The 24,463-nt window shown below is 71.3% G+C and carries 16 protein-coding genes; 11 read left to right on the top strand and 5 right to left on the bottom strand.

What is annotated here, in order from left to right; translation table 11 throughout:
* Positions 1 to 30: 30 nt before the first annotated feature.
* Positions 31 to 726 (bottom strand): tellurite resistance TerB family protein, encoded by a 696-nt coding sequence (locus tag ACZ45Q_RS07465; protein WP_468256287.1) that lies wholly within the window; start codon positions 724 to 726, stop codon positions 31 to 33.
* 185 nt (positions 727 to 911) lie between these two features.
* A complete protein-coding gene (leuA, locus tag ACZ45Q_RS07470; protein WP_468256290.1) occupies positions 912 to 2,633 on the bottom strand; it encodes a 2-isopropylmalate synthase in 1,722 nt (573 codons plus the stop codon).
* Between the two features lie 338 nt (positions 2,634 to 2,971).
* Between leuA and ACZ45Q_RS07475 the strand changes: the two genes are divergently transcribed.
* The 8 genes from ACZ45Q_RS07475 (at position 2,972) to ACZ45Q_RS07510 (ending at position 11,556) form a co-directional block, all read left to right on the top strand.
* Positions 2,972 to 4,042: a M4 family metallopeptidase gene (locus ACZ45Q_RS07475; RefSeq protein ID WP_468256292.1), complete on the top strand. Its 1,071-nt coding sequence runs from the start codon at positions 2,972 to 2,974 to the stop codon at positions 4,040 to 4,042.
* 46 nt (positions 4,043 to 4,088) lie between these two features.
* Entirely contained in the window at positions 4,089 to 4,355 is a 267-nt protein-coding gene (locus ACZ45Q_RS07480) for a protealysin inhibitor emfourin (RefSeq protein WP_468256294.1), read from the top strand.
* Positions 4,356 to 4,412: 57 nt separating this feature from the next.
* Positions 4,413 to 5,735, top strand: coding sequence for a GH1 family beta-glucosidase (locus ACZ45Q_RS07485; protein ID WP_468256297.1), 1,323 nt, complete (start codon positions 4,413 to 4,415; stop codon positions 5,733 to 5,735).
* Positions 5,732 to 7,087, top strand: coding sequence for an MFS transporter (locus ACZ45Q_RS07490; protein WP_468256300.1), 1,356 nt, complete (start codon positions 5,732 to 5,734; stop codon positions 7,085 to 7,087). The genes ACZ45Q_RS07485 and ACZ45Q_RS07490 overlap by 4 nt, the downstream gene beginning before the upstream one ends.
* 136 nt (positions 7,088 to 7,223) lie before the next feature.
* The gene (locus ACZ45Q_RS07495) at positions 7,224 to 9,389 is read left to right on the top strand and encodes a PhoH family protein (protein WP_468256303.1); all 2,166 of its coding nucleotides are present in this window, start codon (positions 7,224 to 7,226) and stop codon (positions 9,387 to 9,389) included.
* A gap of 12 nt (positions 9,390 to 9,401) precedes the next feature.
* Positions 9,402 to 9,899, top strand: coding sequence for an rRNA maturation RNase YbeY (ybeY, locus tag ACZ45Q_RS07500; protein ID WP_468256306.1), 498 nt, complete (start codon positions 9,402 to 9,404; stop codon positions 9,897 to 9,899).
* Positions 9,896 to 11,200: a hemolysin family protein gene (locus ACZ45Q_RS07505; RefSeq protein WP_468256309.1), complete on the top strand. Its 1,305-nt coding sequence runs from the start codon at positions 9,896 to 9,898 to the stop codon at positions 11,198 to 11,200. The genes ybeY and ACZ45Q_RS07505 overlap by 4 nt, the downstream gene beginning before the upstream one ends.
* Positions 11,197 to 11,556 carry an MmcQ/YjbR family DNA-binding protein gene (locus tag ACZ45Q_RS07510; protein ID WP_468256312.1) on the top strand — a complete coding sequence of 120 codons (360 nt, stop codon included), beginning with the start codon at positions 11,197 to 11,199 and terminating at the stop codon, positions 11,554 to 11,556. Before ACZ45Q_RS07505 ends, ACZ45Q_RS07510 begins: the two co-directional genes overlap by 4 nt.
* On the opposite strand, the gene ACZ45Q_RS07515 is transcribed toward ACZ45Q_RS07510, so the two are convergent.
* On the bottom strand, positions 11,518 to 12,990 hold the full coding sequence (locus tag ACZ45Q_RS07515) for an MFS transporter (protein WP_468256314.1): 1,473 nt from the start codon (positions 12,988 to 12,990) through the stop codon (positions 11,518 to 11,520). The two genes, ACZ45Q_RS07510 and ACZ45Q_RS07515, sit on opposite strands and share 39 nt — an antisense overlap.
* 112 nt (positions 12,991 to 13,102) lie before the next feature.
* Between ACZ45Q_RS07515 and ACZ45Q_RS07520 the strand changes: the two genes are divergently transcribed.
* From ACZ45Q_RS07520 to ACZ45Q_RS07530, 3 genes are all read left to right on the top strand, one after another.
* Positions 13,103 to 13,981 carry a helix-turn-helix transcriptional regulator gene (locus tag ACZ45Q_RS07520; RefSeq protein WP_468256497.1) on the top strand — a complete coding sequence of 293 codons (879 nt, stop codon included), beginning with the start codon at positions 13,103 to 13,105 and terminating at the stop codon, positions 13,979 to 13,981.
* 125 nt (positions 13,982 to 14,106) lie between these two features.
* Positions 14,107 to 14,460 carry a cytidine deaminase gene (locus tag ACZ45Q_RS07525; protein WP_468256318.1) on the top strand — a complete coding sequence of 118 codons (354 nt, stop codon included), beginning with the start codon at positions 14,107 to 14,109 and terminating at the stop codon, positions 14,458 to 14,460.
* 286 nt (positions 14,461 to 14,746) lie between these two features.
* Positions 14,747 to 15,226, top strand: a complete 480-nt coding sequence (locus tag ACZ45Q_RS07530) for a hypothetical protein (protein ID WP_468256321.1) — start codon at positions 14,747 to 14,749, stop codon at positions 15,224 to 15,226.
* Between the two features lie 141 nt (positions 15,227 to 15,367).
* On the opposite strand, the gene ACZ45Q_RS07535 is transcribed toward ACZ45Q_RS07530, so the two are convergent.
* Positions 15,368 to 16,024, bottom strand: a complete 657-nt coding sequence (locus tag ACZ45Q_RS07535) for a hypothetical protein (RefSeq protein ID WP_468256324.1) — start codon at positions 16,022 to 16,024, stop codon at positions 15,368 to 15,370.
* A gap of 246 nt (positions 16,025 to 16,270) precedes the next feature.
* A complete protein-coding gene (locus ACZ45Q_RS07540) occupies positions 16,271 to 24,115 on the bottom strand; it encodes a ricin-type beta-trefoil lectin domain protein (RefSeq protein WP_468256325.1) in 7,845 nt (2,614 codons plus the stop codon).
* Positions 24,116 to 24,463 lie beyond the last annotated feature (348 nt).

Raw genomic sequence — 24,463 nt, forward strand, 5'->3', positions numbered from 1 at the left:
AGAGGGCCGACCGCGAGTGGCGGGGGGGTGTCAGGAGGGGGTGCGGGCCGCCGCCATCAGGCGGGTGACGTCGGTGGAGCAGATCGTCAGGGCGGCGCCCACGGTGGCCAGGGTGTCCCGCTCGGCGGGGGTGTAGGGGCCGTCGGCGAGGGCGATGCGGGCGGCCTGGAGCAGGATCGATTCGCGTCCGGCGGGGGCGAGGTGCGGGGCCAGCGGGTCGAGTGCCTCGTGCAGCTCTATGGCGAGGCCGGGCACGCAGGGTTCGCCGTGGAACCGGCCGGTGTCCGCGGCCAGCGCCTCGACGAGGGTGTCGAGCTGCTCCTCGGTGCAGTCGTCGAAGCCGGCCGCGCGGACCGCCGAGACCGCCGTCTCCAGGGCCGTGCGGGAGGTGGTGCCGCCGGCGGCGAGGACGGCGAGGGCGACGGTGTGGACGGCGTCGCGGAGCATCGCGGAGAAGCGGGTGGTGGTCGGGTGGTCGAGGACGTCGGTGCCGAAGTGGCGGCGGCAGGCGGCGCATTCGATCACCGCGCAGGTCTCGCCGCGCGGCAGCACGGGCAGCCCGAGCACCGTGAAGCGGCGGCGTCCGGCCAGCCGCTGGTAGTTGCGGTCGCCCCCGCAGCCGGGGCAGAAGAACTCGCCGTCGCCGACCGGTGTCCATGCGGTGCGCGTGCCCGCGATGCGCGGCAGCAGGGCAGCTCGGCCGTTTCGTCCCCGTCCAGGCAGCACGTCGCACCTCCGTAACCGCACGGCAGCATCGCCGCGCTGGCGTGATGTTAGCCACATCGCCGACGCGGAGTCAGTACCCCGTACGAGACCTTTCCGTGACCTGCACGGGCATCTGGCCGGTATACGACGGGAGCCCCGCCCGCCGGTCCGCGGCGAGCGGGGCCCGAAACCACCGATTCGGCTGGTCAGCGAGCCGCGCGGTTGACGGCGGAGACGACCGCCTTCAGCGATGCGCGCGTGGTGTTCGCGTCGATTCCGATCCCCCACAGCACCTTGTCGCCGATGGCGCACTCGATGTACGAGGCGGCCTGCGCGGAGGCGCCCTCGCTCATGGTGTGCTCCTGGTAGTCCAGCAGCCGGGCGTCGACGCCGATGCCCTGGAGCGCGTGGAAGAAGGCCGAGATCGGTCCGTTGCCGGTGCCGACCAGCGTGGTCTCCACGCCGTCGACCTCGGCCTCCACGGTGAGGGTGTCCACGCCGTCCCGGTCGGTCGTGGACTGGCCGTTCCTGACCTGGATGCGGCCCCAGGGGTTGTCGGGGTTGGGCAGGTACTCGTCCTGGAAGACGGCCCAGATGTCCTGCGGCGTGATCTCGCCGCCGTCGGCGTCCGTCTTGGCCTGGATGATCTTCGAGAACTCGATCTGCATCCGGCGGGGCAGTTCCAGCTTGTGGTCGTTCTTCAGGACGTAGGCGACACCGCCCTTGCCGGACTGCGAGTTGACACGGATGACGGCCTCGTAGGACCGGCCGACGTCCTTGGGGTCGATCGGCAGGTAGGGCACCGCCCACTCGATGTCGTCGACGGTGACGCCCTTGGCCCTGGCATCGGCCTCCATGGCGTCGAAGCCCTTCTTGATGGCGTCCTGGTGGGAGCCGGAGAAGGACGTGTAGACCAGGTCGCCCACGTACGGGTGGCGCGGGTGGACCTCCATCTGGTTGCAGTACTCCCATGTGCGACGGATCTCGTCGATGCGGGAGAAGTCGATCTGCGGGTCGACGCCCTGCGAGAACAGGTTCATGCCCAGCGTGACCAGGTCGACGTTGCCGGTGCGCTCGCCCTGTCCGAACAGGCAGCCCTCGACGCGGTCGGCGCCGGCCATCAGCGCCAGCTCGGCGGCGGCGACGGCCGTGCCGCGGTCGTTGTGCGGGTGGACGGACAGGCAGACGTGCTCGCGGCGGGAGAGGTGGCGGCCCATCCACTCGAAGCGGTCGGCGTGCGTGGACGGCGTGGAACGCTCCACGGTGGCGGGCAGGTTGAGGATGATCTCGCGGCCCGGGCCGGGCTGGTAGACGTCCATCACCGCCTCGCAGACCTCCAGGGCGAAGTCCAGCTCGGTGTCGGTGAAGATCTCCGGCGAGTACTGGTAGCCGAACTCGGTCTCGTCGCCCAGCAGCTTCTCGGCGTACTCCATGACCAGCCGGGTGCCGTCGACGGCGATCTGCTTGATGTCGTCCCTGGAGCCGCGGAAGACGACCCGGCGGAAGACCGGCGCGGTGGCGTTGTACAGGTGGACGGTGGCGCGCTTGGCGCCCTTCAGGGACTCCACCGTGCGCTCGATGAGGTCCTCGCGGGCCTGGGTCAGCACGGAGATCGTCACGTCGTCCGGGATGGCGCCGGGCTCTTCGATGATGGAGCGTACGAAGTCGTAGTCGGTCTGGCCGGAGGCCGGGAAACCGATCTCGATCTCCTTGTAGCCCATCGCGACCAGCAGGTCGAACATCGCGCGCTTGCGGGCGGGCGACATCGGGTCGATCAGGGCCTGGTTGCCGTCGCGCAGGTCGGTGGAGAGCCAGCGGGGGGCCTTGGTGATCCGCTGGTCGGGCCAGGTGCGGTCGGGGAGGTCGACCTGCTCGTAGCCGCGGTACTTGCTGATCGGCATGGGACTGGGCTGCTGGCGGTTCGCCATGGTGGCGTGGGCTCCTCTGGGTGTCCGCGGATCACCGCGGGTATCCGGATGGACGGCCGACGGCAACGCCGAGCTCCGCGGGGAGGGGGTCGGCCTCGACTACAGGCCCTCGCCGCGGCAGCTAAGGAGAAGCAGCCCGAAACGCATGGTGCTCCGCAGCCTAGCCGAGCCACGCCGGATGCGCGGGTCCGTATCAGTATGCGGGACCGGAGAGAAAACCGGGACAAAGAGTGCCGCATACCACTTCCCGCCGCTCAGCAGCCCCCACCGGAACGGCATTTCACCGATCATGGTGGCGGGGGGTGACAGCGTGAACACGCAGTGCAAGTGTGCCGGGCATGACCACCAACGGGGGCTTCGAGCCCGTCTTCTGCACGATCGTCCCACCCCACGTCCTGGACCGGCTCGCGCAGGCCGAGGACCCGGTCGTCGCCGGCCCGGCGCGCCGCACCCTCCAGCGCGACGCCTTCGAGCGCACCCACCGCCGTCTGACCACGGTCATCGGCGCCCCCACCGCCGCGCCGCCCGCCGGCACCGGGCCCGCCCGGCCACGCCGCGCGATCCACGACGCCCGGCACGGCACCGACCTGCCCGGCAGGAAGGTGCGCGGCGAGGGCGACGAGCCGGGCAAGGACGCCACCGTCAACCGCGCCTACGCCGGACTGGGCGCCACCTTCGAGCTGCTGCTGTCGGCGTACGGCCGCGACTCCGTCGACGGCGGCGGGCTGCCGCTGACCGCGACGGTGCACTACGACCGGGAGTACAACAACGCGTTCTGGAACGGCGAGCAGATGGTGTTCGGCGACGGGGACGGCGAGATCTTCCTGGACTTCACCATCCCGATCGACGTCATCGGCCACGAGCTGGCCCACGGCGTCACCCAGTACACGGCCAACCTGACCTACTTCGGCCAGCCCGGTGCCCTCAACGAGTCCGTCTCGGACGTCTTCGGTGCCCTCATCAAGCAGTACGCGCTCGGCCAGACCGCCGCCGAGGCCGACTGGCTGATCGGCGCCGGGCTGCTCGCGCCGCGGGTGACGGGCGTGGCCCTGCGCTCCATGAAGGAGCCGGGGTCGGCGTACGACGACGACGTGCTCGGCAAGGACCCGCAGCCGGCCACGATGGACGACTACGTGCGCACCGGCCGCGACAACGGCGGTGTGCACATCAACTCCGGCATCCCCAACCACGCCTTCTACCTGGCCGCCACGGCCCTGGGCGGGCACGCCTGGGAGCGGGCCGGGCAGGTCTGGTACGACGTGCTGACCGGCGGCGAGCTGAGGCAGGACGCGCTGTTCACGGACTTCGCCACGCTGACCGTGAAGGCCGCCCGGGAGCGGTACGGCGACGCGGAGGAGCTGGAGGCGGTGCGCAAGGCCTGGGAACAGGTCGGGGTGCGGCTGCTGTAGCCGGGACCGGGGTGCGCGGGCCGGGGTTTGGCGCTAGACACGACCCATGCGGATTCAGGTGAGGCGCACAGGAGGCTTCGCGGGCATCGAGCGGCACGCGGAGGTGGACACCGCGGGCCGCCCGGACGCGGCGGAGTGGCACGCCCTGGCCGAGCGGGCGGTGGCCGCCGGGCGGGGCACGCCGCCGGCCGGGGTGCCGGACGGGTTCAGCTACCGGATCACCGTGGACGGCCGGACGGTCTACGCCGCCGACCCCCGGCTCACGGAGGAGCAGCGGCGGCTGATCTCGCGGGTGCTGAAGGAGGGTGCGTAACTCCTCGTCGGTGCAGGGCCGTTGACTTCGGTTACCGGGGGTACGGATGATCCGCCCATGGCGACTGACCCCGGTACGGCGACGGCCCCGCTCCCCCGGTTCCCGGACGGCTTCCTGTGGGGCGTGTCGACCTCCGCCCACCAGATCGAGGGCGCGGCCGGGCTGCGCGCGCCCTCGGTGTGGGACGCGTTCACCGCGGAGCCGGGGCGGGTGAAGGACGGCTCGACGGCGGACGTGGCCTGCGACCACTACCACCGCTACCGCGAGGACGTGGCGCTGCTCGCCGGCCTCGGCGTGGACGCGTACCGCTTCTCGGTCTCCTGGCCGCGGGTGAACTCCCCCGGCGGCCTCGACTTCTACGACCGGTTGGTGGACGAGCTGTGCGCGGCGGGCGTCCGCCCCGTGCCGACCCTCTTCCACTGGGACCTGCCGGCCGGGCTGGACTGGCGCGAGCGGGACACCGCGGCGCGCTTCGCGGAGTACGCGGCGGTCGTGGCCGGCCGGCTCGGCGACCGGGTGCACAAGTGGATCACGCTCAACGAGCCCGCCGAGCACACCCTGCTCGGCCACGCGCTGGGCGTGCACGCGCCCGGCGAGCGGCTGCTGTTCGACGCGCTGCCGGTCGCCCACCACCAGCTGCTGGCCCACGGCCTGGCGGTACGGGCGCTGCGCGCGGCGGGCGCCGGGGACATCGGGATCGCCAACTCGCACGGGCCGGTGTGGCCGGCCTCCGAGGACCCGGCGGACCGGGCGGCGGCGGACTTCTACGACGTGCTGCTGAACCGGATGTTCGCCGAGCCACTGCTGCTGGGCCGGTACCCGGAGGGCGTCGGGGAGCTGATGCCGGCCGGCGCGGACGCCGACCTGGAGGCGATCGGCGCACCCCTGGACTTCTACGGCGTCAACTACTACGCGCCGGCCCGCGTGGGCGCCCCGGACGGGACGCCGGGCGAGTCCGGCGGGGTGCCGCTGCCGGCGGAACTGCCCTTCTCGGTGCACGGGATCGACGGGTACCCGGTGACGGACTTCGGCTGGCCGGTCGTGCCGGCGGGCCTGACCGAGCTGCTCACCGGCTTCCGGGACCGCTACGGCGACCGGCTCCCGCCGGTGGTGATCACCGAGAACGGGTGCAGCTACGAGGGCCTGGACGACCGGGACCGCATCGCCTATCTCGACGGCCATCTGCGGGCCCTGCACGAGGCGCTGACGGCCGGGGTGGACGTCCGCGGTTACTTCGTGTGGTCGCTGCTGGACAACTTCGAGTGGGCGGAGGGGTACGCGCGCCGCTTCGGGCTCGTCCACGTGGACTACGCCACGCTGGAGCGGACGCCGAAGGCCTCCTACGGCTGGTTCCGGGACGTGCTGCGGGCGCAGAGATGACGACGGCCCGCGACCCGGACGGCCACGGCCCCGAGCCCGGCGACGCGTCCGCGCACGAGCCCGCCCGCACGTCCGCCCACGAGCCCGCCCACGGGCCCGCCCACGGGCAGCCGCGGCCCGCCGCCCTCGCCGAGCCGTCGGTCCGGGTCGGCCGGGGCTGGACCGCGGCGCTGTCGCTGGCCAACGGCGCGATCTGGATCGGCTGGTACGGGCCGTTGCAGATCCTGCTCGCCTCCCAGGCGGAGGACTTCGCACCGGGCAGCGGCATGTCCAAAGAGACGTTGCTGGCCTGGGTGACGGGCGTGGGCGCGGCCGTGTCGCTGCTGGCCAACCCGTTCTTCGGCGCGCTGTCCGACCGCACGACCGCCCGCTCCGGCCGCCGCAGGCCGTGGATCGCGGCGGGCGCGGCGGGCGGCGCGCTGTCGCTGCTGCTGCTCGCGGGGGCCGGCGGGCCGGTGACGATGGCGGTGGGCTGGTGCCTGGTGCAGCTCACGCTGAACGCGGCGTTCGCGGCGGTGACGGCGGCGGTCCCGGACCGGGTGCCACGGCTCCAGCGGGGCTCGGTGGGCGGCTGGCTGGGGGCGGCACAGCTGCTGGGCGTGGTCGGCGGGACGGGGCTGGCGACGGCGGCCGGCGGCATCGCGGCCGGGTACGCGGCCTGCGCGGTGTTCGTGGTGCTGGGCGTGGTGCCGTACGTGCTGCGGTCGCGCGATCCGCGGCTGCCGGCGGCGCACCGGCCGCCGTGGGACGGGCGGCGCTTCCTGGCGGGGTTCTGGCTGAGCCCGCGCCGCCATCCGGACCTGGGCTGGGCCTGGCTGACCCGGTTCCTGATCAACCTCAGCAACGCGCTGGTGCTGCTGTACCTGCTGTACTACCTCCGCGACCGCCTCCACCACGGCGATCCGGAGACGGGCGTGCTGGTCCTGACGGCGGTGAACGGGGCGACGCTGCTGGCCACGGTCGTCGTGGGCGGCGTCTGGTCGGACCGGGTGGGGCGGCGCAAGCCGTTCGTGACCGGTGCGGGCCTGCTGATGGCGGCGGCGACGGCGCTGCTGGCCCTCTGGCAGACCTGGCCCGGCGCGATCGTCGCGGCGGCGGTGCTGGGCGTCGGCTTCGGGGTGTTCACCTCGGTGGACTTCGCCCTGATGACGGACGTGCTGCCGAAGGCGCTGGACCGCGGCAAGGACCTCGGCGTGATCAACGTGGCCAACGCGCTGCCCCAGGTCGCGGCCCCCGTCCTGGCCGCTCCGGTCGTGACCCACCTCGGCGGCTACCGCGTGCTGTATCTGCTGGCGGCGGTGATCGGGCTGGCGGGGGCGGTGCTGGTGGGGCGGATCCGGAGCGTGGCCTGAGAGGCACCCCGGAAAGCGGTCCGGGGAAAAGCTCTCGGCGCTGTCGGCGCCAGGTCGTACGCTGGAACACGTCAGACCACGCCAGTCACGCGGCATACGCCGCAGAGGAGGACATGCAGGCCTCAAGCGCCGGCCCATGACTCAGACACCCTCAGCTCACACCCCCGCGCAGGGGCAGGCGAGAGCACAGATCACCGTCCCCGCCCAGCACCCCATGGTGACCGTCCTGGGGTCCGGCGACTCCCTCCTGCGCGTGATCGAGAAGGCCTTCCCGGCGGCCGACATCCATGTCCGGGGCAATGAGATCAGCGCGGTCGGCGCCTCCCACGAGGTCGCCCTCATCCAGCGCGTGTTCGACGAGATGATGCTGGTGCTCCGCACCGGACAGCCGATGACGGAGGACGCAGTGGAACGCTCGATCGCCATGCTCAAGGCGAGCGAGAACGGCGAGAGCGACGGCCAGGAGACCCCGGCCCAGGTGCTCACCCAGAACATCCTCTCCTCGCGCGGCCGCACGATCCGCCCCAAGACGCTCAACCAGAAGCGGTACGTCGACGCGATCGACCAGCACACGGTCGTCTTCGGCATCGGCCCCGCGGGCACCGGCAAGACCTACCTGGCGATGGCCAAGGCGGTACAGGCCCTTCAGTCCAAGCAGGTCAACCGCATCATCCTGACCCGCCCGGCGGTCGAGGCCGGCGAGCGCCTGGGCTTCCTGCCCGGCACGCTCTACGAGAAGATCGACCCGTACCTGCGCCCGCTGTACGACGCGCTGCACGACATGATCGACCCGGACTCCATCCCCCGGCTGATGGCGGCGGGCACGATCGAGGTCGCCCCGCTGGCCTACATGCGCGGACGCGCGCAGCCGGTCTTCACCAACGTCCTCACCCCGGACGGCTGGCGACCCATCGGTGACCTCCAGGTCGGTGACCTGGTCATCGGTTCCAACGGCGAGCCGACACCCGTGCTGGGCGTCTACCCACAGGGCGAGAAGGACGTCTACCGTGTCACGGCCCAGGACGGCGCCTGGACCCTGTGCTGCGGCGAGCATCTGTGGACGGTTCGTACCGCCTCGGACAAGCGCCGCGACAAGCCGTGGCGGGTTCTGGAGACCCAGGACATGATCGGCAACTTGCGTGCGGCGCACGCACGCAGGTACGAGCTGCCGCTCCTCACGGCGCCGGTGGAACTTCCCGAGCGCAAGGTCCCCATGGACCCGTACGCACTGGGGCTGCTGCTCGGTGACGGCTGTCTGACCGGCTCCACCACTCCCTCCTTTTCCACGGAGGACCCCGAGCTGGTCAGCGCGCTGGAGGCTGCGCTGCCAGGCGTCGAGGCACGGCACCGGGGCGGACCCGACTATGTCCTCAACCGGATCAAGGCGCCCGGTGACGTGGTCACCCTCGAGAACCCGGTCACGCACGTACTGCGCGAGCTGGACCTCCTGCGCACACGGTCGCACTCCAAGTTCGTGCCCGACGACTACCTGAACAACTCCGCCGACGTCCGCCTGGCCGTGCTGCAGGGACTGCTCGACTCCGACGGAGGCCCGGTCACGCAGGCTGACCGTACCTGCCGCATCCAGTACACGACGACGTCGATTCTCCTGCGCGACGACGTCATCGCGTTGGTCCAGTCGCTCGGTGGGGTGGCCTACACACGACGGCGCGCTGCCGAGGGCCGTACTCCAGGCCGGGCGAACGGTCGAGATGTCGCCTACCGCAGCGACGCCCACATCATCGACATCCGCCTTCCCGAAGGCATCGAACCCTTCCGTCTGGCCCGTAAACGCGACAGGTACCACGCGGCAGGGGGCGGCGGACGCCCGATGCGGTTCATCGACAGCATCGAACCCGCGGGCAGGGAGGAGACCGTCTGCATCCAGGTGGCGGCCGAGGACTCGCTGTATGTCACACAGGACTACCTGCTGACGCACAACACCCTCAACGACGCGTTCATCATCCTGGACGAGGCGCAGAACACCAGCCCCGAGCAGATGAAGATGTTCCTCACCCGGCTCGGTTTCGACTCGAAGATCGTGATCACGGGTGATGTGACGCAGGTCGACCTGCCCGGCGGGCAGAAGTCGGGCCTGCGCCAGGTGCAGGAGATCCTGGAAGGGGTGGAGGACGTCCACTTCTCCCGGCTGTCGTCCCACGACGTCGTACGGCACCGGCTGGTGGGCCGTATCGTCGACGCCTACGAGAAGTACGACAGCAAGCACGGCACCGAGGACGGCGAGCCCGGCCACAAGGCCCACGGCAAGTCCTCCGGCGCCAAGCGTTCCAAGGGGAAGTAGACCAGCACGACCATGTCGATCGACGTCAACAACGAGTCCGGCACCGAGGTGGACGAGCAGGCGATCCTCGACATCGCCCGCTACGCGCTGGCTCGGATGCGCATCCACCCGCTCTCCGAGCTCTCGGTGATCGTCGTGGACGCCGACGCCATGGAGCAGCTGCACATCCAGTGGATGGACCTGCCCGGCCCCACCGACGTCATGTCCTTCCCGATGGACGAGCTGCGCCCGCCGTCCAAGGACGACGACGAGCCGCCGCAGGGCCTGCTCGGCGACATCGTGCTCTGCCCGGAGGTCGCCGAGAAGCAGGGCCGGGAAGCCGCGACGCAGCACAGCATGGACGAGGAGCTTCAGCTGCTCACCGTCCACGGTGTGCTGCACCTGCTCGGCTACGACCACGAGGAAGCGGACGAGAAGGCCGAGATGTTCGGTCTCCAGGCGGCCATCGTGGACGGCTGGCGTGCGGAGAGGGGCCTGACCGGCCCGTCCCCGGCCCCGACCGTCTCATGAGCCTCCCGCTCCTCACCGGCGCCGTCGCCCTGGTCGTCGTCGCCTGGCTCGCCGCCTGCGCGGAGGCGGGCCTGGCGCGGGTCTCCGCCTTCCGGGCGGAGGAGGCCGTCCGGAACGGGCGGCGCGGCAGCGCCCGGCTGGCCAAGGTCGCCGCCGACCCGACCCGCTATCTGAACGTGGCGCTGCTGGTCCGCGTCGCCTGCGAGATGGCCGCCGCGGCCATGGTCACCTACGCCTGCCTCCAGGAGTTCCCGAGCACCACCGAGGCCCTGCTGATCGCCATCGCGGTCATGGTGCTGGTGTCGTACGTCGCCGTCGGGGTCTCCCCGCGCACCATCGGCCGCCAGCATCCGCTGAACACGGCGACGGCGGCGGCGTACGTGCTGGTGCCGCTGGACCGGATCATGGGCCCGATCCCTTCGCTGCTGATCCTCATCGGCAACGCGCTCACCCCCGGCAAGGGCTTCCGGCGCGGTCCGTTCGCCTCGGAGGCGGAGCTGCGGGCCCTGGTGGACCTGGCGGAGAAGGAGTCGCTGATCGAGGCCGACGAGCGCCGCATGGTGCACTCGGTGTTCGAGCTGGGCGACACGCTCGTGCGGGAGGTCATGGTGCCCCGCACCGACCTGGTCTCCATCGAGCGGTACAAGACCATCCGGCAGGCCCTGACCCTCGCCCTGCGCTCCGGTTTCTCCCGGATCCCGGTCACCGGGGACAGCGAGGACGACGTCGTCGGGATCGTGTACCTGAAGGACCTGGCCCGCAAGACGCACATCAGCCGGGACGCGGAGAGCGAACTGGTGTCCACGGCGATGCGGCCGGCGTTCTTCGTGCCCGACACCAAGAACGCCGGTGACCTGCTGCGCGAGATGCAGAAGCAGCGCAACCACGTCGCCGTGGTGATCGACGAGTACGGCGGCACGGCCGGCATCGTCACCATCGAGGACATCCTGGAGGAGATCGTCGGCGAGATCACCGACGAGTACGACCGGGAACTGCCGCCGGTCCAGGACCTGGGCGAGGACCGGTTCCGGGTCACCGCCCGCCTCGACATCGGCGACCTGGGCGAGCTGTACGGGCTGGAGGCGTTCGACGACGAGGACGTGGAGACGGTGGGCGGTCTGCTCGCCAAGGCGCTGGGCCGGGTGCCGATCGCCGGGGCCTCCTCCGTCGTGGAACTGCCCGACGGGCGGGAGCTGCGGCTGACGGCGGAGGCCGCCGCGGGCCGCCGCAACAAGATCGTGACGGTGCTGGCGGAGCCGGTGGCCCCGGCACACGCGTCCGAGGAGGCCGGGCCGGAGTGACCCCGCGGGAGCTGCGCGCGTTCTGCCTGTCGTTCAACGCGGCGGTGGAGGACTTTCCGTTCGGCCCGGAGACCTCGGTCTTCAAGGTGCTGGGGAGGATGTTCGCGCTGTCGGCCCTGGACGCGCGCCCGCTCACGGTCAACCTCAAGTGCGACCCGGACGAGGCGGTCCGGCTGCGCCGCGAGCACGAGGGCCTGATCGTGCCCGGCTGGCACATGAACAAGCGCCACTGGAACACGGTGACCGTGGACGGGCAGCTCCCGGACCGGCTGGTCCGGGAGCTGGTGGAGGACTCCTACGACCTGGTGGTGGCGGGGCTACCGCGAGCCGACCGGCTCCGCCTCGACCGACCCTGAGCCGTCCCGGGGGCCCACGGAACCCGGTCCGTCGTCCCGCCGGGCCGTGCGCAGGCCCAGCGCCACCAGCACCGCCGCCGCCAGCACGATCGCCGCGTCCAGCGCCAGCACCGTGTGCACGCCGGTCATCAGGTCCGTGGACGTGGTGGCCAGCACGCCGAGCAGCGGGATGCCGACCGTGATGCCGACCTGCTGGGTGGAGGTGACCAGGCCGGTGGCCAGGCCCTGCTCGCCGTCGGGGACGCCGGAGGTGACGGTGATGCCGTAGGAGATGATCGCGCCGAGGTGGCACATGCTGGCCAGCGAGACGGCGGCCGTGGCGAGCCAGACCGACCAGCCGCCCTCGCCGAGCCCGAGCAGGGCGGTGCCCAGCAGTCCCTGACCGGCGAGGGAGGCGGCCAGCGTGCGGCGGGCGCCGATCCGGCCGACGACCCGTGGCACGTACGCGCCGGCGACCACCGACAGCACGCCCTGCACACCGAAGACGAGACCGGTCTCGAACGCCGACAGGCCCAGGACCTGCTGGAGGTACAGGGTCAGCACGAAGACCACCGTCGACATCATCGAGAAGGTGACCAGCCCGCCGAGGTTGCCCCAGGCGACGGTGCGGCGGCGCAGCATGCGCAGGGAGACCAGCGGGGCCGCGGTGCGGGACTCGACGACCACGAAGGCGGTCAGCAGCAGGACGCCGGCGACGAGGGTGACGAGGACGTCGGTACGGCCGAATCCGTGCTCGGCGGCCGTCGTCAGGGCGTAGATCAGCGCGAGCAGGCCGCCGGTGACGGTGACCGCGCCGGGGGCGTCCAGGCGGGGCCGGTCCGGGGTCCGGGATTCGGGCAGCAGGCCGGGGGCGAGCGGCAGCACGAGGAACGCGAACAGGGCGAGCAGGCCCATGGTGGAGCGCCAGCCGAGCAGGTCGGTCAGGACACCGCCGGCCACCATGCCGACGGTGAAGCCGAGGGAGAGCAGCGTGCCGGAGATGCCGAGGGCGCGGTCGCGGGCCGGGCCCTCGGGGAAGGTCGTGGTCAGCAGCGACATGCCGGTCGGCACGATGACGGCCGCGCCGAGGCCCTGGAGGGCGCGTCCGGCGAGGAAGGACGCCGGGTCCCAGGCGAAGGTGGCCAGCACGGAGGCCGCGCCGAAGACGGCGAGGCCGGCCAGGAACAGCCGGCGGCGGCCGTAGAGGTCGCCGATCCGGCCGAAGAGCAGCAGGAAGCCGCCGGAGGGCAGCGCGAACGCGGTCACCGCCCATTGCAGGGCGGAGGGGCTCATGCCCAGGTCGGTGCCGAGCACGGGAAGGGCGACGTTCAGGACGGAGAAGTCCAGCGCGACCATGAACTGGGCTGCGCACAGGACGAACAGGACCAGCTTGTCGCGGTGGGTGAGCCGGGGAGCGGGCGGCTTGGGTACGGGGAGGTCGGTGTCGATCGCCATGGTCACGAGCCTGCGGGCGCCGGAATAGCCGTGGGGAGCGGCCAGTTGTCCTGGTGGTGGCACCACCAGGGAGGTGCGCCGTGAGACATCGGGGGGACGTGTGCAGGACGTGATGGAGGCGGGGGCGGGCCGGAGGACCGGCCGCCGGGCGGAACTGCGGGAGTTCCTGATGAGCCGCCGGGCAAGGGTCTCGCCCGCCGACGTCGGGCTGCCGGGTGGCGGGGGCCGGCGCCGGACGCCGGGGCTGCGCCGCGAGGAGGTCGCCGTGCTCGCCGGGGTGGGGGCGTCCTGGTACCAGTGGCTGGAGCAGGGCCGGGACATCTCCGTCTCGCCGCAGGTGCTGGACGCCGTGGCGCGGGTGCTGCGGCTCAGCAACGCCGAGCGCCGCCATCTGTACGTCCTCGCCGGGCTCAATCCGCCCGCGGCCGAGGTGGCGCCGGAGAAGCGGGACATGTGCGACGGGCTGCGGCGGCTGATCGACACGTGGATGCCGTATCCGGCGCACGTCATGGACCGGTACTACAACTTCGTGCTGCACAACGAGGCGGCGGCGACCGTGCTGGGGATGCGGCCGGGCACGACGCAGAACTGCCTCGTGGACTTCTTCACCGACCCGATGTACCGGGTGCGTTCGCAGAGCTGGGAGCGGAACGCCCGGACGGTCGTCGCCCAGTTCCGCGCCGCGTACGCCGCGGCGCCCGACGACGAGGGGTTCGGGGAGGTGCTGGAGCGGGTGTCGGCGGCGAGTGGCGACTTCCGGCGGCTGTGGGACCGGCGGGACATCGAGGACGCCGGGCAGCTCCGCAAGGAGCTGGACCATCCGCTGGTCGGCCTGCTGTGCCTGGAGTCGACGGCACTTCAGGTACCGGCGCGCCCGGACCTCCTCATCGTCCTGCACACCCCCCTGGACGAGGCGAACAGCGCGGCGAAGCTTCGCTGGCTGGCCTCACCGGAGGGACGGCGCGGCGCGATGTACCCGGTGGCGGGGTGACGGGGCGGCCGGAACGGGACCCCGTACCCGGCGGCGAGGTGACGGGACGGACGGAACCGGACCCTGTACCCGGCGGCGGGGTGACCGGGCGGTCGGTGCCGCGTACGCCTACGTATGCTGCGTCCATGACCGACACCACCGACCTCTCCCCCGAGGACCGCAAGATCGTCACCCTGGCCCGCTCGGCCCGCGCCCGCAACGGCGTCCCCGAGGGCGCCGCCGTCCGCGACGAGACGGGCCGCACCTACGTCGCCGGCACGGTCGCCCTGGACTCCCTGAAGCTCAGCGCCCTCCAGACGGCGGTCGCGATGGCGGTGGCCTCCGGCGCCCGGTCCCTGGAGGCGGCGGCGGTGGTGACGGAGTCCGACACGGCATCCGACGAGGACCGCGCGGCGGTACGGGACCTGGGCGGCCCGCAGACGCCGGTACTGGTGGCGGGGCCGGACGGGACGGTCCGGGGGACGGTGACGGCGGGCTGACCGCTCGCGCCGCTCACGGGGCGGAAGCCGGTGCGGCGGGCCGGCCGCCGAGGAGAACCGCTCGGGACCGGCCCCGAGACCGGTTGTTGAAGGCTGGATATCGCCCTTGCCGGGCAAGGTTACTCGCGAGTCAATAGGACCCGGACGTCCGACGGACCGTCAGGTATCACCGCTCCCCGCGCCCCGGCGCCCCTGTGCCCGGGCCCGGGTGGCGGGCGGTCCGTGACACACGCACCTCCCGACCATCCCCCACAGGTATTCCCCCCACGGGAAGGGAGCCGGACCCATGAGAGGCAAGCGAATCGGAACAGGTGCGGCGCTGGTGGCCGGGGCCCTCGCGGCCACCGGACTCGCCTTCGCCCCCACCGCCCTCGCCGTCACCCCCCAGACGGCGACCATCGACGCCGACTGCGGCGGCCTCGGCAGCGGGGAGAGCACCCTCACGGCGACCCAGGACGGCACCACCGCCACCCTCACCCTCACCTCCGACGCGATCACCGCGCCGGTCGCGCTGGGCGAGGACTCCGTCGTCTCGAAGCTGACCCTGGTCAAGGCGGGTGGCGGCACCGTCGAGTTCACCGGCACGGAGAACCCGGCGATGGCGGCCGGCGACCCGGTCACCATCGGCCCGCTCACCGGCACCGTGTCCCCCGGCGACACGCTGGAGTCCTACGGCGGCTCACTGCAGATGACCGTCTTCGGCTTCATCGACCTCACCTGCACGGCGACGGGGCCGCAGGCACCGGGGCCGTTCGTGTTCGACTGACGCCGGGGCAGCCCGCCGGACGCGTCCGGACGGTCCGCGTCACGTGCAGCGGAGCCTCGTCGGAGACTTCTGACGAGGCTCACCCTGGCAGCGATGAGCGAAAGAAGGGGGGATTCTGCCGGCTCGTAGGTCCTCGGTTCCTCAGTCCTCGGCCAGCGGCAGCTGCGGTGCTTCGTCGAGTCCGGCGTGCTCCAGCCATCGGGCGAGCTCGTCGCCGTGGGTTCCGGAACTCGTGGCCCGCGCCACGCTGTCGGCCCCTTGCGGATCGGCCTCGCCCCCACGGCAGATCAGACTCAAAGGCCACACCGGAGCATCACCCGGCCCGTCGTCGAACGCCGTCCAGCACCACGGCGCCGAGAAGGCCCAGACGCGCCCGGCGTAATCGACCACCTCATCACCGTCCTGCAAGAAAGCATAGGGCCGGTAGATCAATTCCGCCTCGATCGGTTCGGCTCCGTCCGGGTCCAAGGTGAAACCGATCTCCTCGGCGGCGGGGGAGATCCGGACTCCTTGCGCCACGAGCGAGACATAGACGCGCGGCCGAGGAAGCCATCCGACGTCCAAAGGCTCGGGGAACTCATCGACCGCGACCACGTAGGCAGCCACACCAGGAATGCCGACCTCGCACACCCCTTGCGGTTCGATCGCACCGTGAGGCGATACGACTTGGAACGGTTCACTGTCCCAGTCCGGCGTATCCGGTGTCCGCGGAATGGAACGCAGTCCGTTCCACTGGATCATCGAATCCGGGTCCACCTCGTTCCACGGCCACCGCACCGATACGTACCGGTCGGACACGTCCGCGACCACAGTCTCGCGAGGGGAGCACCGGAGCGAAACGACATCGCCGACACGAGCGTGTGCCAGCGCATCCGCGCCGCCATGGTCAGAGTTCCCACCCATAAGCCAGTCTTCCTTCTGCCTGACACCATAATTTTGCAGACCCTCATTACACGATCCCCGATTGCCCGGGCAACGGCGGAAACGACCCGACACATGACTCTTCGGGCCGTTTCCACTGTTCACGGGATGAGGCGCCAGCGGCTACCAGCGCATACTACGGACTCTGTGGGTCTTCTTTCCGTTGCCCGGCCGGACCTCCCCGAACGGTGCTCCCCCACTCGCGAAAATGAGCACACCGCAGACCGCGCGACAAATGTTGCGTGAGGCTCCGCCCTGAATCGGCCTGGCTTTCAGCAGCATCGCACCGAAAATGACGCGCTGTTCGGCATGCAGGTCTCCCGGCACCATCCCGGGGTCGATGTGGACCTCGCCCGGGGCAAGGGCGGTGATCTGGGCGGGAGTCAGCCCGCCTTCACCATTTCCTGCCACGAGCCTCGTGATGCCGGCTCCCGGAACATCGACGTCCAAGACTGCCGTCGTGTGGATGTCGAAGTCCGCCTGACTCGGTTCGGACTCATTGATCTCACTCGCCCGCTTGGCCTGTGGCTCAGTGCAGTTGTGGACGAGAACCGGGGCAGCGCCCGCCACCACGAAGTACGTGTGGACGTCCCCGACCGTCAGGTTGTGGACCGTCGCCCCGGGGCTCGTCCAGCGCTTGACCGCGGTGATCTGGACGTACGTGCCCGCGCTGGTCTGGAGCCACTGGCCGGGCTTCAGGTCCGTGGCGTCGAGCCACTTGCCGAGGGACGGGACCCAGAAGGGGTGGCCGTCGGTGGCGGTGACCTCGGACGTCTTCGTGCCCTTCGGGCCGTCCGTGTCGATCGTGACCTTGACCAGGTGCTTCAGGCCCTCGCCCGTGATCTCGGCGGTGACCGTCTCGACGCGGCGCTCGCCGGTCCTCGGGTCGGTGGCGACGACCTTGTCGCCGGCCTTGACCTGCTCGATCGGCTTCGTGGTGCCGTCGGCCATCAGGACGCGGGTGCCCGGAACGAAGCTGTTGTTGATCGGGCAGGACCCGCCGCCTCCTCCGTCGGCCTTGCCCGAGCCGCCGCTTCCGCTGCTGCCGCCGCCCTTGGTGCGGGCCGAGCCGCCGGAGTTGCCGCCCGGCTTGGAGCCGCCGCCCTTGGAACCGCCCTTGGAGCCGTTGCTCACCGACGACGTCTTCGGGGCCGACTTGGCCTGGGCCTGCTTCTGGACCGGGTTGCCGGTCTTCTTGGTCTGGGCGACCGCCTTGTCGGAGGTTCTCTTGGCCTGTTCCGCCGCCTTCTTCTTGGCGCGTTGGGCGGCTTCCTTCTTCGCCTTCTCGATCGCCGCCTTCTTGGCCTTCAGCGCCGCGGCCTCGGCCGCCTTCGCGGCGCGCAGGACGGCCTCCGCCGCCTTCTTCGCCTTGCGGAAGGCCTGGATGGCGTCGATGGTCCGGCTGACCGCCTTCAGCACCGACGGGATCTTGCCCAGCTTGGTCCACGGGATCGCCCCGACGATCAGGCTGCCGCAGGACCACATGTCGCCGCCGAAGCAGGCCAGGGCGTCGTTGATGCCGATGAAGTCCTTCAGCGCGCCCCAGGCCGCCGAGAGGATCACCGAGGACAGCGACTTGCCCATGGTGGCCTGCGCCTGGGCGACCTGCGCCGGGGACAGGCCCGCACCCGCGAGGGCCGCGGCCCGCTCGGAGGCGGTCAGGGTGATGGCCAGCCCCGTCGGGTCGGACATCGTCACGGGGTTGTTGTGCGCGTAGGCGTACCCGTTGGACTGGAGCAGGTCGTTCAGGTCCAGCACCGGGTCGGCGGACAGGAAGCGTCCGACCACCGGGTCGTAGAGCCGGGCGCCCAGCGGCTGGTAGCCGGAGGCGTCGTCACGCGTCGCGCCCAGGAAGCCGGTGTGGCTCTGGAAGTTGACGCCGGCCGTGCCCGCACCGCGCTGGTTGCCGAACGGGTCCTGCTTGCGGACCCTGACCTCCATGCCGTCCCTGAGGGCGACCTCCGCGTAGCTGCTGCCCTGGTGGTCGCCGGCGAGCGCGACCAGGGTCTCGCCGCCGTTGCCGTAGGCGTAGCGCATGACCGCGCCGCCCGGGGCGGTGTAGGTGCGCTGGGTGCTGACCAGGACGCCGCCGCGCTGGACGGTGACCTCGGCCTCGCCCAGGTGGAGGGTGGCCTCCTTGCCCTTGATCGTCAGCAGGCGAGAACCGCCGGGACCGTAGATGTGCCGGGTGTCGTTCTGCGGGGCCCACTGCTGCGCGGCCAGGGTGCCCGAGCAGGTGGCGAGGACGATCGGCGTCGAGTTCGCCGAGCTGCCGTCCTTGACCGCCAGGCACAGGCCCGAGGCCACGTGCTTCAGGCCGGTCGTGGCCCGCTGGAGTTCCTGGCCCGCGGAGCCGTCGCACTTGCGGACCTGGAGCGCCGAACCCGAGGTGTTCGCCGCCGGCGCCACACACCACTCGTCGTAGACCCGCAGCGTTCCGCGGTCGGGGTCGGCCGACCCCGGTGTGGCCTTGAACGTCCAGCTCTGCGCCGGCGAGCCGTTGCAGGAGTACAGCTGGACCGGCTGGCCGGCCGTCGTCAAGCCGCCCTTGAGGTCGAGGCACTTGTCGGCCAGGCCGACGTACGGGGTCTTGCCGCCCGTGCCCTGGCCCTTGATCCGGTCGACCTGGCCGTCGTGGGTCCAGGTCAGCTCCTGCTTGTCCCCGTTCTCGACGGAGGTGACGGACTTGGTCTCGCCCGTCAGCTCGTACAGTCGCTCGGCCTCGGCCTTCACCTGGGCGCCCTGCGGCGTGGTGTAGGTCTTCGACACCTTGGTCAGCGTGTGCGGCTGGGTGCCGTCGGCCTTGCCGTAGGCGTAGGTGGTCGTGGCGTCCTTGGCGGTGTCGCCGGCGAGGTTCTTCTCGGTGAGCTTGGTCCGGTTGCCGAGCAGGTCGTACTCGTACTCCTGCCAGTAGCCGGTGCCGTCCTTGCCGGCGGCCACGTCGAGCGTGCCGTCGCCGTTCTTCGGGCCGCCGCAGGCGGTCTGGTCCTTGGCGGTCCAGGCCGTCTTCAGCTGGCCGAGCGGGTCGTAGGTGAAGCACTGGCGCTCGGCGATGCCGTCGGAGTGCTCACGGATCGAGGTGACGTTGCCCGCGGGGTCGTAGGTGTACGACCGCTTGGAGACCAAGTGCCCGGCGACCAGGCTCTGGTCGCCCGCCTGCTCGCGGTAGACCGACTGCTCCTTCAGCTCACCGCTGGACTCGTCGTACGAGCTCTGCGTCCAGACCCGGTACGGCTGGGCGCCCAGCGTCGAGCGCAGCACCTGGCCGTAGGGGTCGTAGACGGTCTCCGCGCCGTACCAGTCCTTGCCGGAGATCGACAGCGGCTTGCCGTCCTTGTTGTAGCGGACGACGAGCTTCTCGGCGTCGAACCGGCCGACGGCCGGCAGGGTCGCCTCCTTCAGCGCGCCGGTGTCGCCGTAGGTGTAGCCGTACGTGTACGAGGTCGGCAGGCCCCAGGTGTCGGCGAGCGTCTGCGGCAGGGTCAGCGTGGTCGAGGTCGGCTGGTAGTCCTTGGTGTAGCCGTTGATCCGCTGGGTGTAGGCCTGTCCGTCGGTGTGCCGGGTGGCGGTGGCGGGCAGCCCCTTGCCGCCGGGGGCGGAGTCGTAGCCGAAGTCGGCCAGCAGCTTGCCGGTGGAGCTGTCGAGGCGCTGCTCGGTCGGCCGGGACAGGACGTCGTAGCCGTTCCAGACGGTGATGCCCCGGGCGTTGGTGGTCGTCAGCGGGCGGTCGCGGTGGTCGAACGTGGTCCGCGTGGTGCCCGTGTCCGGGTCGGTGGCGCTGGTCTGCCGGCCGCGGTGGTCGTAGGTCCAGGTCCAGGGGTGGTCCTGATCGGCGGAGTTGACCGCCTTCACCAGCTGACCGCGCGGGTCGTAGGTGTAGCGCATCGACGTGAAGCCGTCGGGCGCCTGCGGGTTGAAGGTGTCCACCCGGGAGGTGCGGCCGAGCGCATCGGTGTAGACGCGGTAGGAGGAGGCACCGGAGGGCTGGATCACCTTGGACCAGTCGGCGCCGTACTCGTAGCGGACGGCGCGGGCGGTGACCGGCTCGGAGGTGGCCTCGCCCGTCACCGGGTCCTTGACCTTCAGGACCGGCGTCTCCTGCACCACGCGGCCCAGACCGTCGTAGGTGTAGCGGGTGATGTTGGGGACGGCCGTGTCGGCGAGCGGGGTGAACAGCTCGCCCGCCTTCGCCTCGTGGGTGAGGTAGGCGTTGTTGGTCTGCCAGACCTCGCCGGAGCTGTTGTACAGCGTGTCGGTGATCAGGTGGCCGCCGCCGTCGGCCTCCTCCTGCGTCTGCCGCTCGCGGCCGAGGCCGTCGTAGAGGGTGACGGAGGTCTCGACGCTGTCGTTGTGGCCGCGGGCGTGGGTGGTGACGTACGGGGGCTTGCGGTTGGCGTTGTCCGGGTCGTACGCCGGGATGGTGTAGACGGCCCGGAAGTCCGGGACGGCCGAGCCGGACGGGGTGCGGCCCGGGGCCCACGCCTCGACCAGGCGGCCCAGCGGGTCGTACTTCGCCTCGCTGACGTGGCCGTTGGCGTCCGTGGTCCTCAGGGTCGTGGAACGGCCCGGCTCCAGCTCCTGCTGCTGGGTGTGGCCGGCGGCGTTGGTCTCGGTGACCGTGAACACCTGGCCGGTGGACGGGGTGTAGGTGATCGTGCCGGAGTTGCCGTCCGGGTCGGTCTGCTTCACGACGCGGCCGACGGCGTCGAAGGCGCTGGTGCCGTTGGACTGGAAGCCGGTGCCGGCGCCGTTGAGCGACCAGGTCTCGGTGGCCAGTGCCCGCGTGGTGGAGGGCAGCGCGGTGCCGTAGCCCTGGCCGTCGTAGGCGGTGCGGGTGGCGCCGCTCAGCGTGGACAGGTCGGTGAAGTCGGCGTTGGCGCAGGTGGTCGGCGAGATCAGGGCCTGCTTGGTCAGGCCGATGATGTTCTTGCCGGTGTGGTGCAGGTACTCCAGCTTGGTGCAGGACTCGTCACCGGTCTTGCCGGTGTCGCCGAGCGACTCGACCTGGGTGGGCAGGCCGTGCGTGGACTCGTAGGTGGTCTTCGTCTCGACGACGCGCTGGGTGCGGTCGTCGTCACCGGTGCCGGAGGACTTGGTGTACGCCACTTCCCTGGGCTCGGTGACGCGCCAGGCGCGCAGCGGGTCCAGGCCGTCGTCGCGGTGGCGCTTGCCCAGTTCGGTGGCGGCGGGGACGGTGACGCTGCGGGAGAGCCAGTCGGTGTCGGCGTCGGAGGCGCTGGTGTAGGTGAGTTCCTCGGCGATGCGTCCGGCGAAGGGCTCGCGGTCCTTGGCGATCTCGGCGCCGGTGATGTCGGTCACCGGGACGGTGTCGCCCATGCCGCGGAAGTAGCGGGTGACGGACTTGGACCTCTTGCTGCCGATGGTGGGCTCGTCGGCGCCCGTGATGACCGTGGTCTGCTCGAACCCGGCGAAGCGGGAGTAGGTGCGGGTGGACTTCTTGGTGAACTCGCCGTCGGCGAGCTTCCAGCCGGCGTTCTTGTAGGCGTAGGCGGTGCGGGTGGCGAAGGCGCCGTCGACGTTGGGGAGTTCCTCGATGGAGTCCACGACGTACTTGTGGAACCAGTCGATGTCCTCGACCTCGGGGTCGGGATGCCAGAACTGCGGGTAGCACAGGCGGGTGTTGGACTTCAGCGCGGCGGTGTCGCTCTTGCCGGGCAGTCCGCTGCCGGTGGCGCAGTCGCCGGCGGCCGGCTTGTAGGTGACGACGGTCTCGCCGCCGTACTCGTTGATGACGCGCGCGATGCGCAGCCGGGAGAAGCCGGGGCGCGCGTCGTTGGGCCGCACGACCCGGTTGGGCATGTCCTCGGCGTTGGACTCGAAGCGCACCGCGTTCAGGGTGACGCTGTCGTCGGTGGAGCCGTTGCGGGCGTAGCCGGTGCGCTGGATGGACTCCAGCCACAGGGCGGTGTTCGGGCCGGTCTTCAGGACCGGGAAGCTCTGCTTGAGGCTGTAGCGGTCCACCACCTGGCGGGCGTCGGTGTCGGTGCGCCGCTGGGCGGACGTCTGGATCTGCACCAGTCGCTTGCGGGTCCAGAAGGAGGGGCCGGCGTTCCAGCACTTCTTCCCGGCCTCGCACCTCAGGTCCGCCGGGGTGTCGTACCAGATGCGGTACTTGCCGGGGTCCTTGTCGGTGAAGTTCGCCTCGGAGCAGGTCAGCGTGCCCTCGTCCAGGCAGCGTTCGGCGACGGTGAAGTTCACGCGGGCCGGGGCGGTGGCGGTGAAGATGCTGTCCTTGCGCTGCCCGTAGTCGATCCGGGACAGGTAGCCGCCGCGGTCGTAGACGACCGGTGCCTTGAAGTTGAAGTTGCGGGCGTAGTGGTTCTGCTCGGTCTTCCACCACAGGGACATGGCGTTGCCGTGGATGTCCTCGACGTAGTCGAGGTTCCAGCGCCAGGCCTGGGTGCACCAGGAGCCCGCCCAGTCACCGGACTTGTAGCAGTCCTCGCCCGCGTGGTTGCCGTACACCGGCACGGTGAGCACCGAGTCGGTGACCGGCTGTCCGTCGGTCCAGCCCGGGAGCTTGTGCAGGCCGAAGTGGTAGCGGGTGCCGTCGGTGGTGGTGACGACCCAGTACTCGCCGTCCTTGGCGCCGTTGCCGGTGGCCGTGCCCTTGATCCGCTCGATCTTCGAGCCGTCGCCGTTGGCGGTGAACCAGGTGCCCTTGTCCTCGTCCCAGACCAGCTCGGTGGTCGTGCCGCCGAGGGAGAGGGTGGCGTTGTCCGAGCCCCAGCACAGGTCCGCGGTGCGGTGCTTGGCGTTGTTCGAGCCGGCCTTCTTGGAGTCCTCGCGGCAGTTGGCGTAGGTGCGGGTGATGGAGCCCGGGTTGTAGTCCCAGCCGTCGCCGATCCAGGAGGCCTGGTTGTTGGTGGCGGAGGTGCGCCCGTCGACCGACTGCGAGGAGTAGCCGAGGGCGACCTTGGGCATCAGGCCGCCCGCGGTCTCGGGGACCTGGACCTGGTAGCCGTAGGTGAAGGCGCCCGAGGAGGCGCCGGCCGACCAGGAGCCGGAGGACAGCAGCGGGGTGGCGGTGAAGTCGCCGGCGGCCGAGGCGCCGGTGTCCAGGGCGCCGACGACCTGCGGGCCGGAGGCGTCGACGGCCTGGAGGGCGTCGGTGCTCGCGGGGGTGGCGGAGGCGGCGCGGGCCGAGGCGGTGCGGGCGGAGGCACCGGACGGCTCGGGGGTCTTGTCGGGGGTCTTGTCGGCGTCCGGCTCGGCGGGCGCTTCCTCGCCGAGCAGGTTCGCGACCGGCACCGAGCCCGTGAGGATCTTGTGCCGGGAGGCGTTCTTCGGCGCCTTGGCCTTGGTGGGCGCCTTGCTCGCCGGCACCTCTTCCACGGTGCTGGGCAGCCGTTCGGCCTTGTCGTCGTCGGCCTTGCCGGACATGGTCTGGACTCCGCCGTCGGCGGCGCAGTCACCGCTGTCGGGGGAGGTCAGCACGCAGTCGGGCAGCAGCACCAGGCCGAAGCGGTCGGCGGCCTGCGGACCGTAGAGGTCGGCGAAGGAGGTGGTGTCGACGGCGAGCGCGACGTGGGCGGCCGGGTCGGCGGTGGCCGGCGGGGTGACCTGCATGATCAGGCCGGAGACGCCGGCGTCCTGGGAGGCGGCCGGCGCGGCCAGGTCCACCTTCCACTCGCCGGCGATCGCGGCGGGGTCGGTGCCGGCGGGCACGCCCACCGCGACGGGCAGTCCGTTGGAGACCGGGACCGTGGTGCCGGCCTCGGCGTCCGGGGCCAGGGTCGCGGTGCCGCTGCCGTCGGTCCAGGGGGTCACGGCGGTCGGCGCGTAGGGGTCGACGGGGACCTCGGGGGCCGTCGTGAGGTTCTTCTCGGCTTCCTCGTCCCCGTCGACGGGGGTGCTCTTCGGCAGCTCGGGGAGGTCGACGGACTCCTCGCGGCTCATGCCGGGTCCGGGCACCGCCCAGGCCTGGGCGCTGAGGCTGGTCACCATCAGCGTCGAGGACAGCAGCAGGACGGTCGCCGTGCGGCCGTGCCGACGACGCCGTCGTTGTGACTCTGTCGGGGCCGGGCGTCTCCACGCCGGCCAGGACAGCGGACCTTGAGCACGCATGCGCGTCGACTCCCACCCCGGCGATACGAATGTGCCCGCACCCTCTGTCATGAGCGCCACAGACTTCAAGATCAGTCAGGGGCCGTCAGACCGCCGTGGAGTGAGCCGCGTCACGGTGCATCAGCCGGCAGAAGCGGCTTTCTCATGACTGACGCGATCTATGGCGAAAAGCCGACGCCATCACCGCACAACAGGTGATCAAAAGCCGTAGAAGCGACACCTACCGGT

It is taken from the genome of Streptomyces sp. NPDC031049 (genome assembly GCF_055571015.1).

Excerpts from the sequence above, each read along its gene's own strand:
- leuA (WP_468256290.1), bottom strand. The coding sequence starts at position 2,633 with ATGGCGAACCGCCAGCAGCCCAGTCCCATGCCGATCAGCAAGTACCGC.
- ACZ45Q_RS07475 (WP_468256292.1), top strand. The coding sequence starts at position 2,972 with ATGACCACCAACGGGGGCTTCGAGCCCGTCTTCTGCACGATCGTCCCA.
- ACZ45Q_RS07480 (WP_468256294.1), top strand. The coding sequence starts at position 4,089 with ATGCGGATTCAGGTGAGGCGCACAGGAGGCTTCGCGGGCATCGAGCGG.
- ACZ45Q_RS07485 (WP_468256297.1), top strand. The coding sequence starts at position 4,413 with ATGGCGACTGACCCCGGTACGGCGACGGCCCCGCTCCCCCGGTTCCCG.
- ACZ45Q_RS07490 (WP_468256300.1), top strand. The coding sequence starts at position 5,732 with ATGACGACGGCCCGCGACCCGGACGGCCACGGCCCCGAGCCCGGCGAC.
- ACZ45Q_RS07495 (WP_468256303.1), top strand. The coding sequence starts at position 7,224 with ATGACTCAGACACCCTCAGCTCACACCCCCGCGCAGGGGCAGGCGAGA.
- ybeY (WP_468256306.1), top strand. The coding sequence starts at position 9,402 with ATGTCGATCGACGTCAACAACGAGTCCGGCACCGAGGTGGACGAGCAG.
- ACZ45Q_RS07505 (WP_468256309.1), top strand. The coding sequence starts at position 9,896 with ATGAGCCTCCCGCTCCTCACCGGCGCCGTCGCCCTGGTCGTCGTCGCC.
- ACZ45Q_RS07515 (WP_468256314.1), bottom strand. The coding sequence starts at position 12,990 with ATGGCGATCGACACCGACCTCCCCGTACCCAAGCCGCCCGCTCCCCGG.
- ACZ45Q_RS07520 (WP_468256497.1), top strand. The coding sequence starts at position 13,103 with ATGGAGGCGGGGGCGGGCCGGAGGACCGGCCGCCGGGCGGAACTGCGG.
- ACZ45Q_RS07525 (WP_468256318.1), top strand. The coding sequence starts at position 14,107 with ATGACCGACACCACCGACCTCTCCCCCGAGGACCGCAAGATCGTCACC.
- ACZ45Q_RS07530 (WP_468256321.1), top strand. The coding sequence starts at position 14,747 with ATGAGAGGCAAGCGAATCGGAACAGGTGCGGCGCTGGTGGCCGGGGCC.
- ACZ45Q_RS07540 (WP_468256325.1), bottom strand. The coding sequence starts at position 24,115 with ATGGTGACCAGCCTCAGCGCCCAGGCCTGGGCGGTGCCCGGACCCGGC.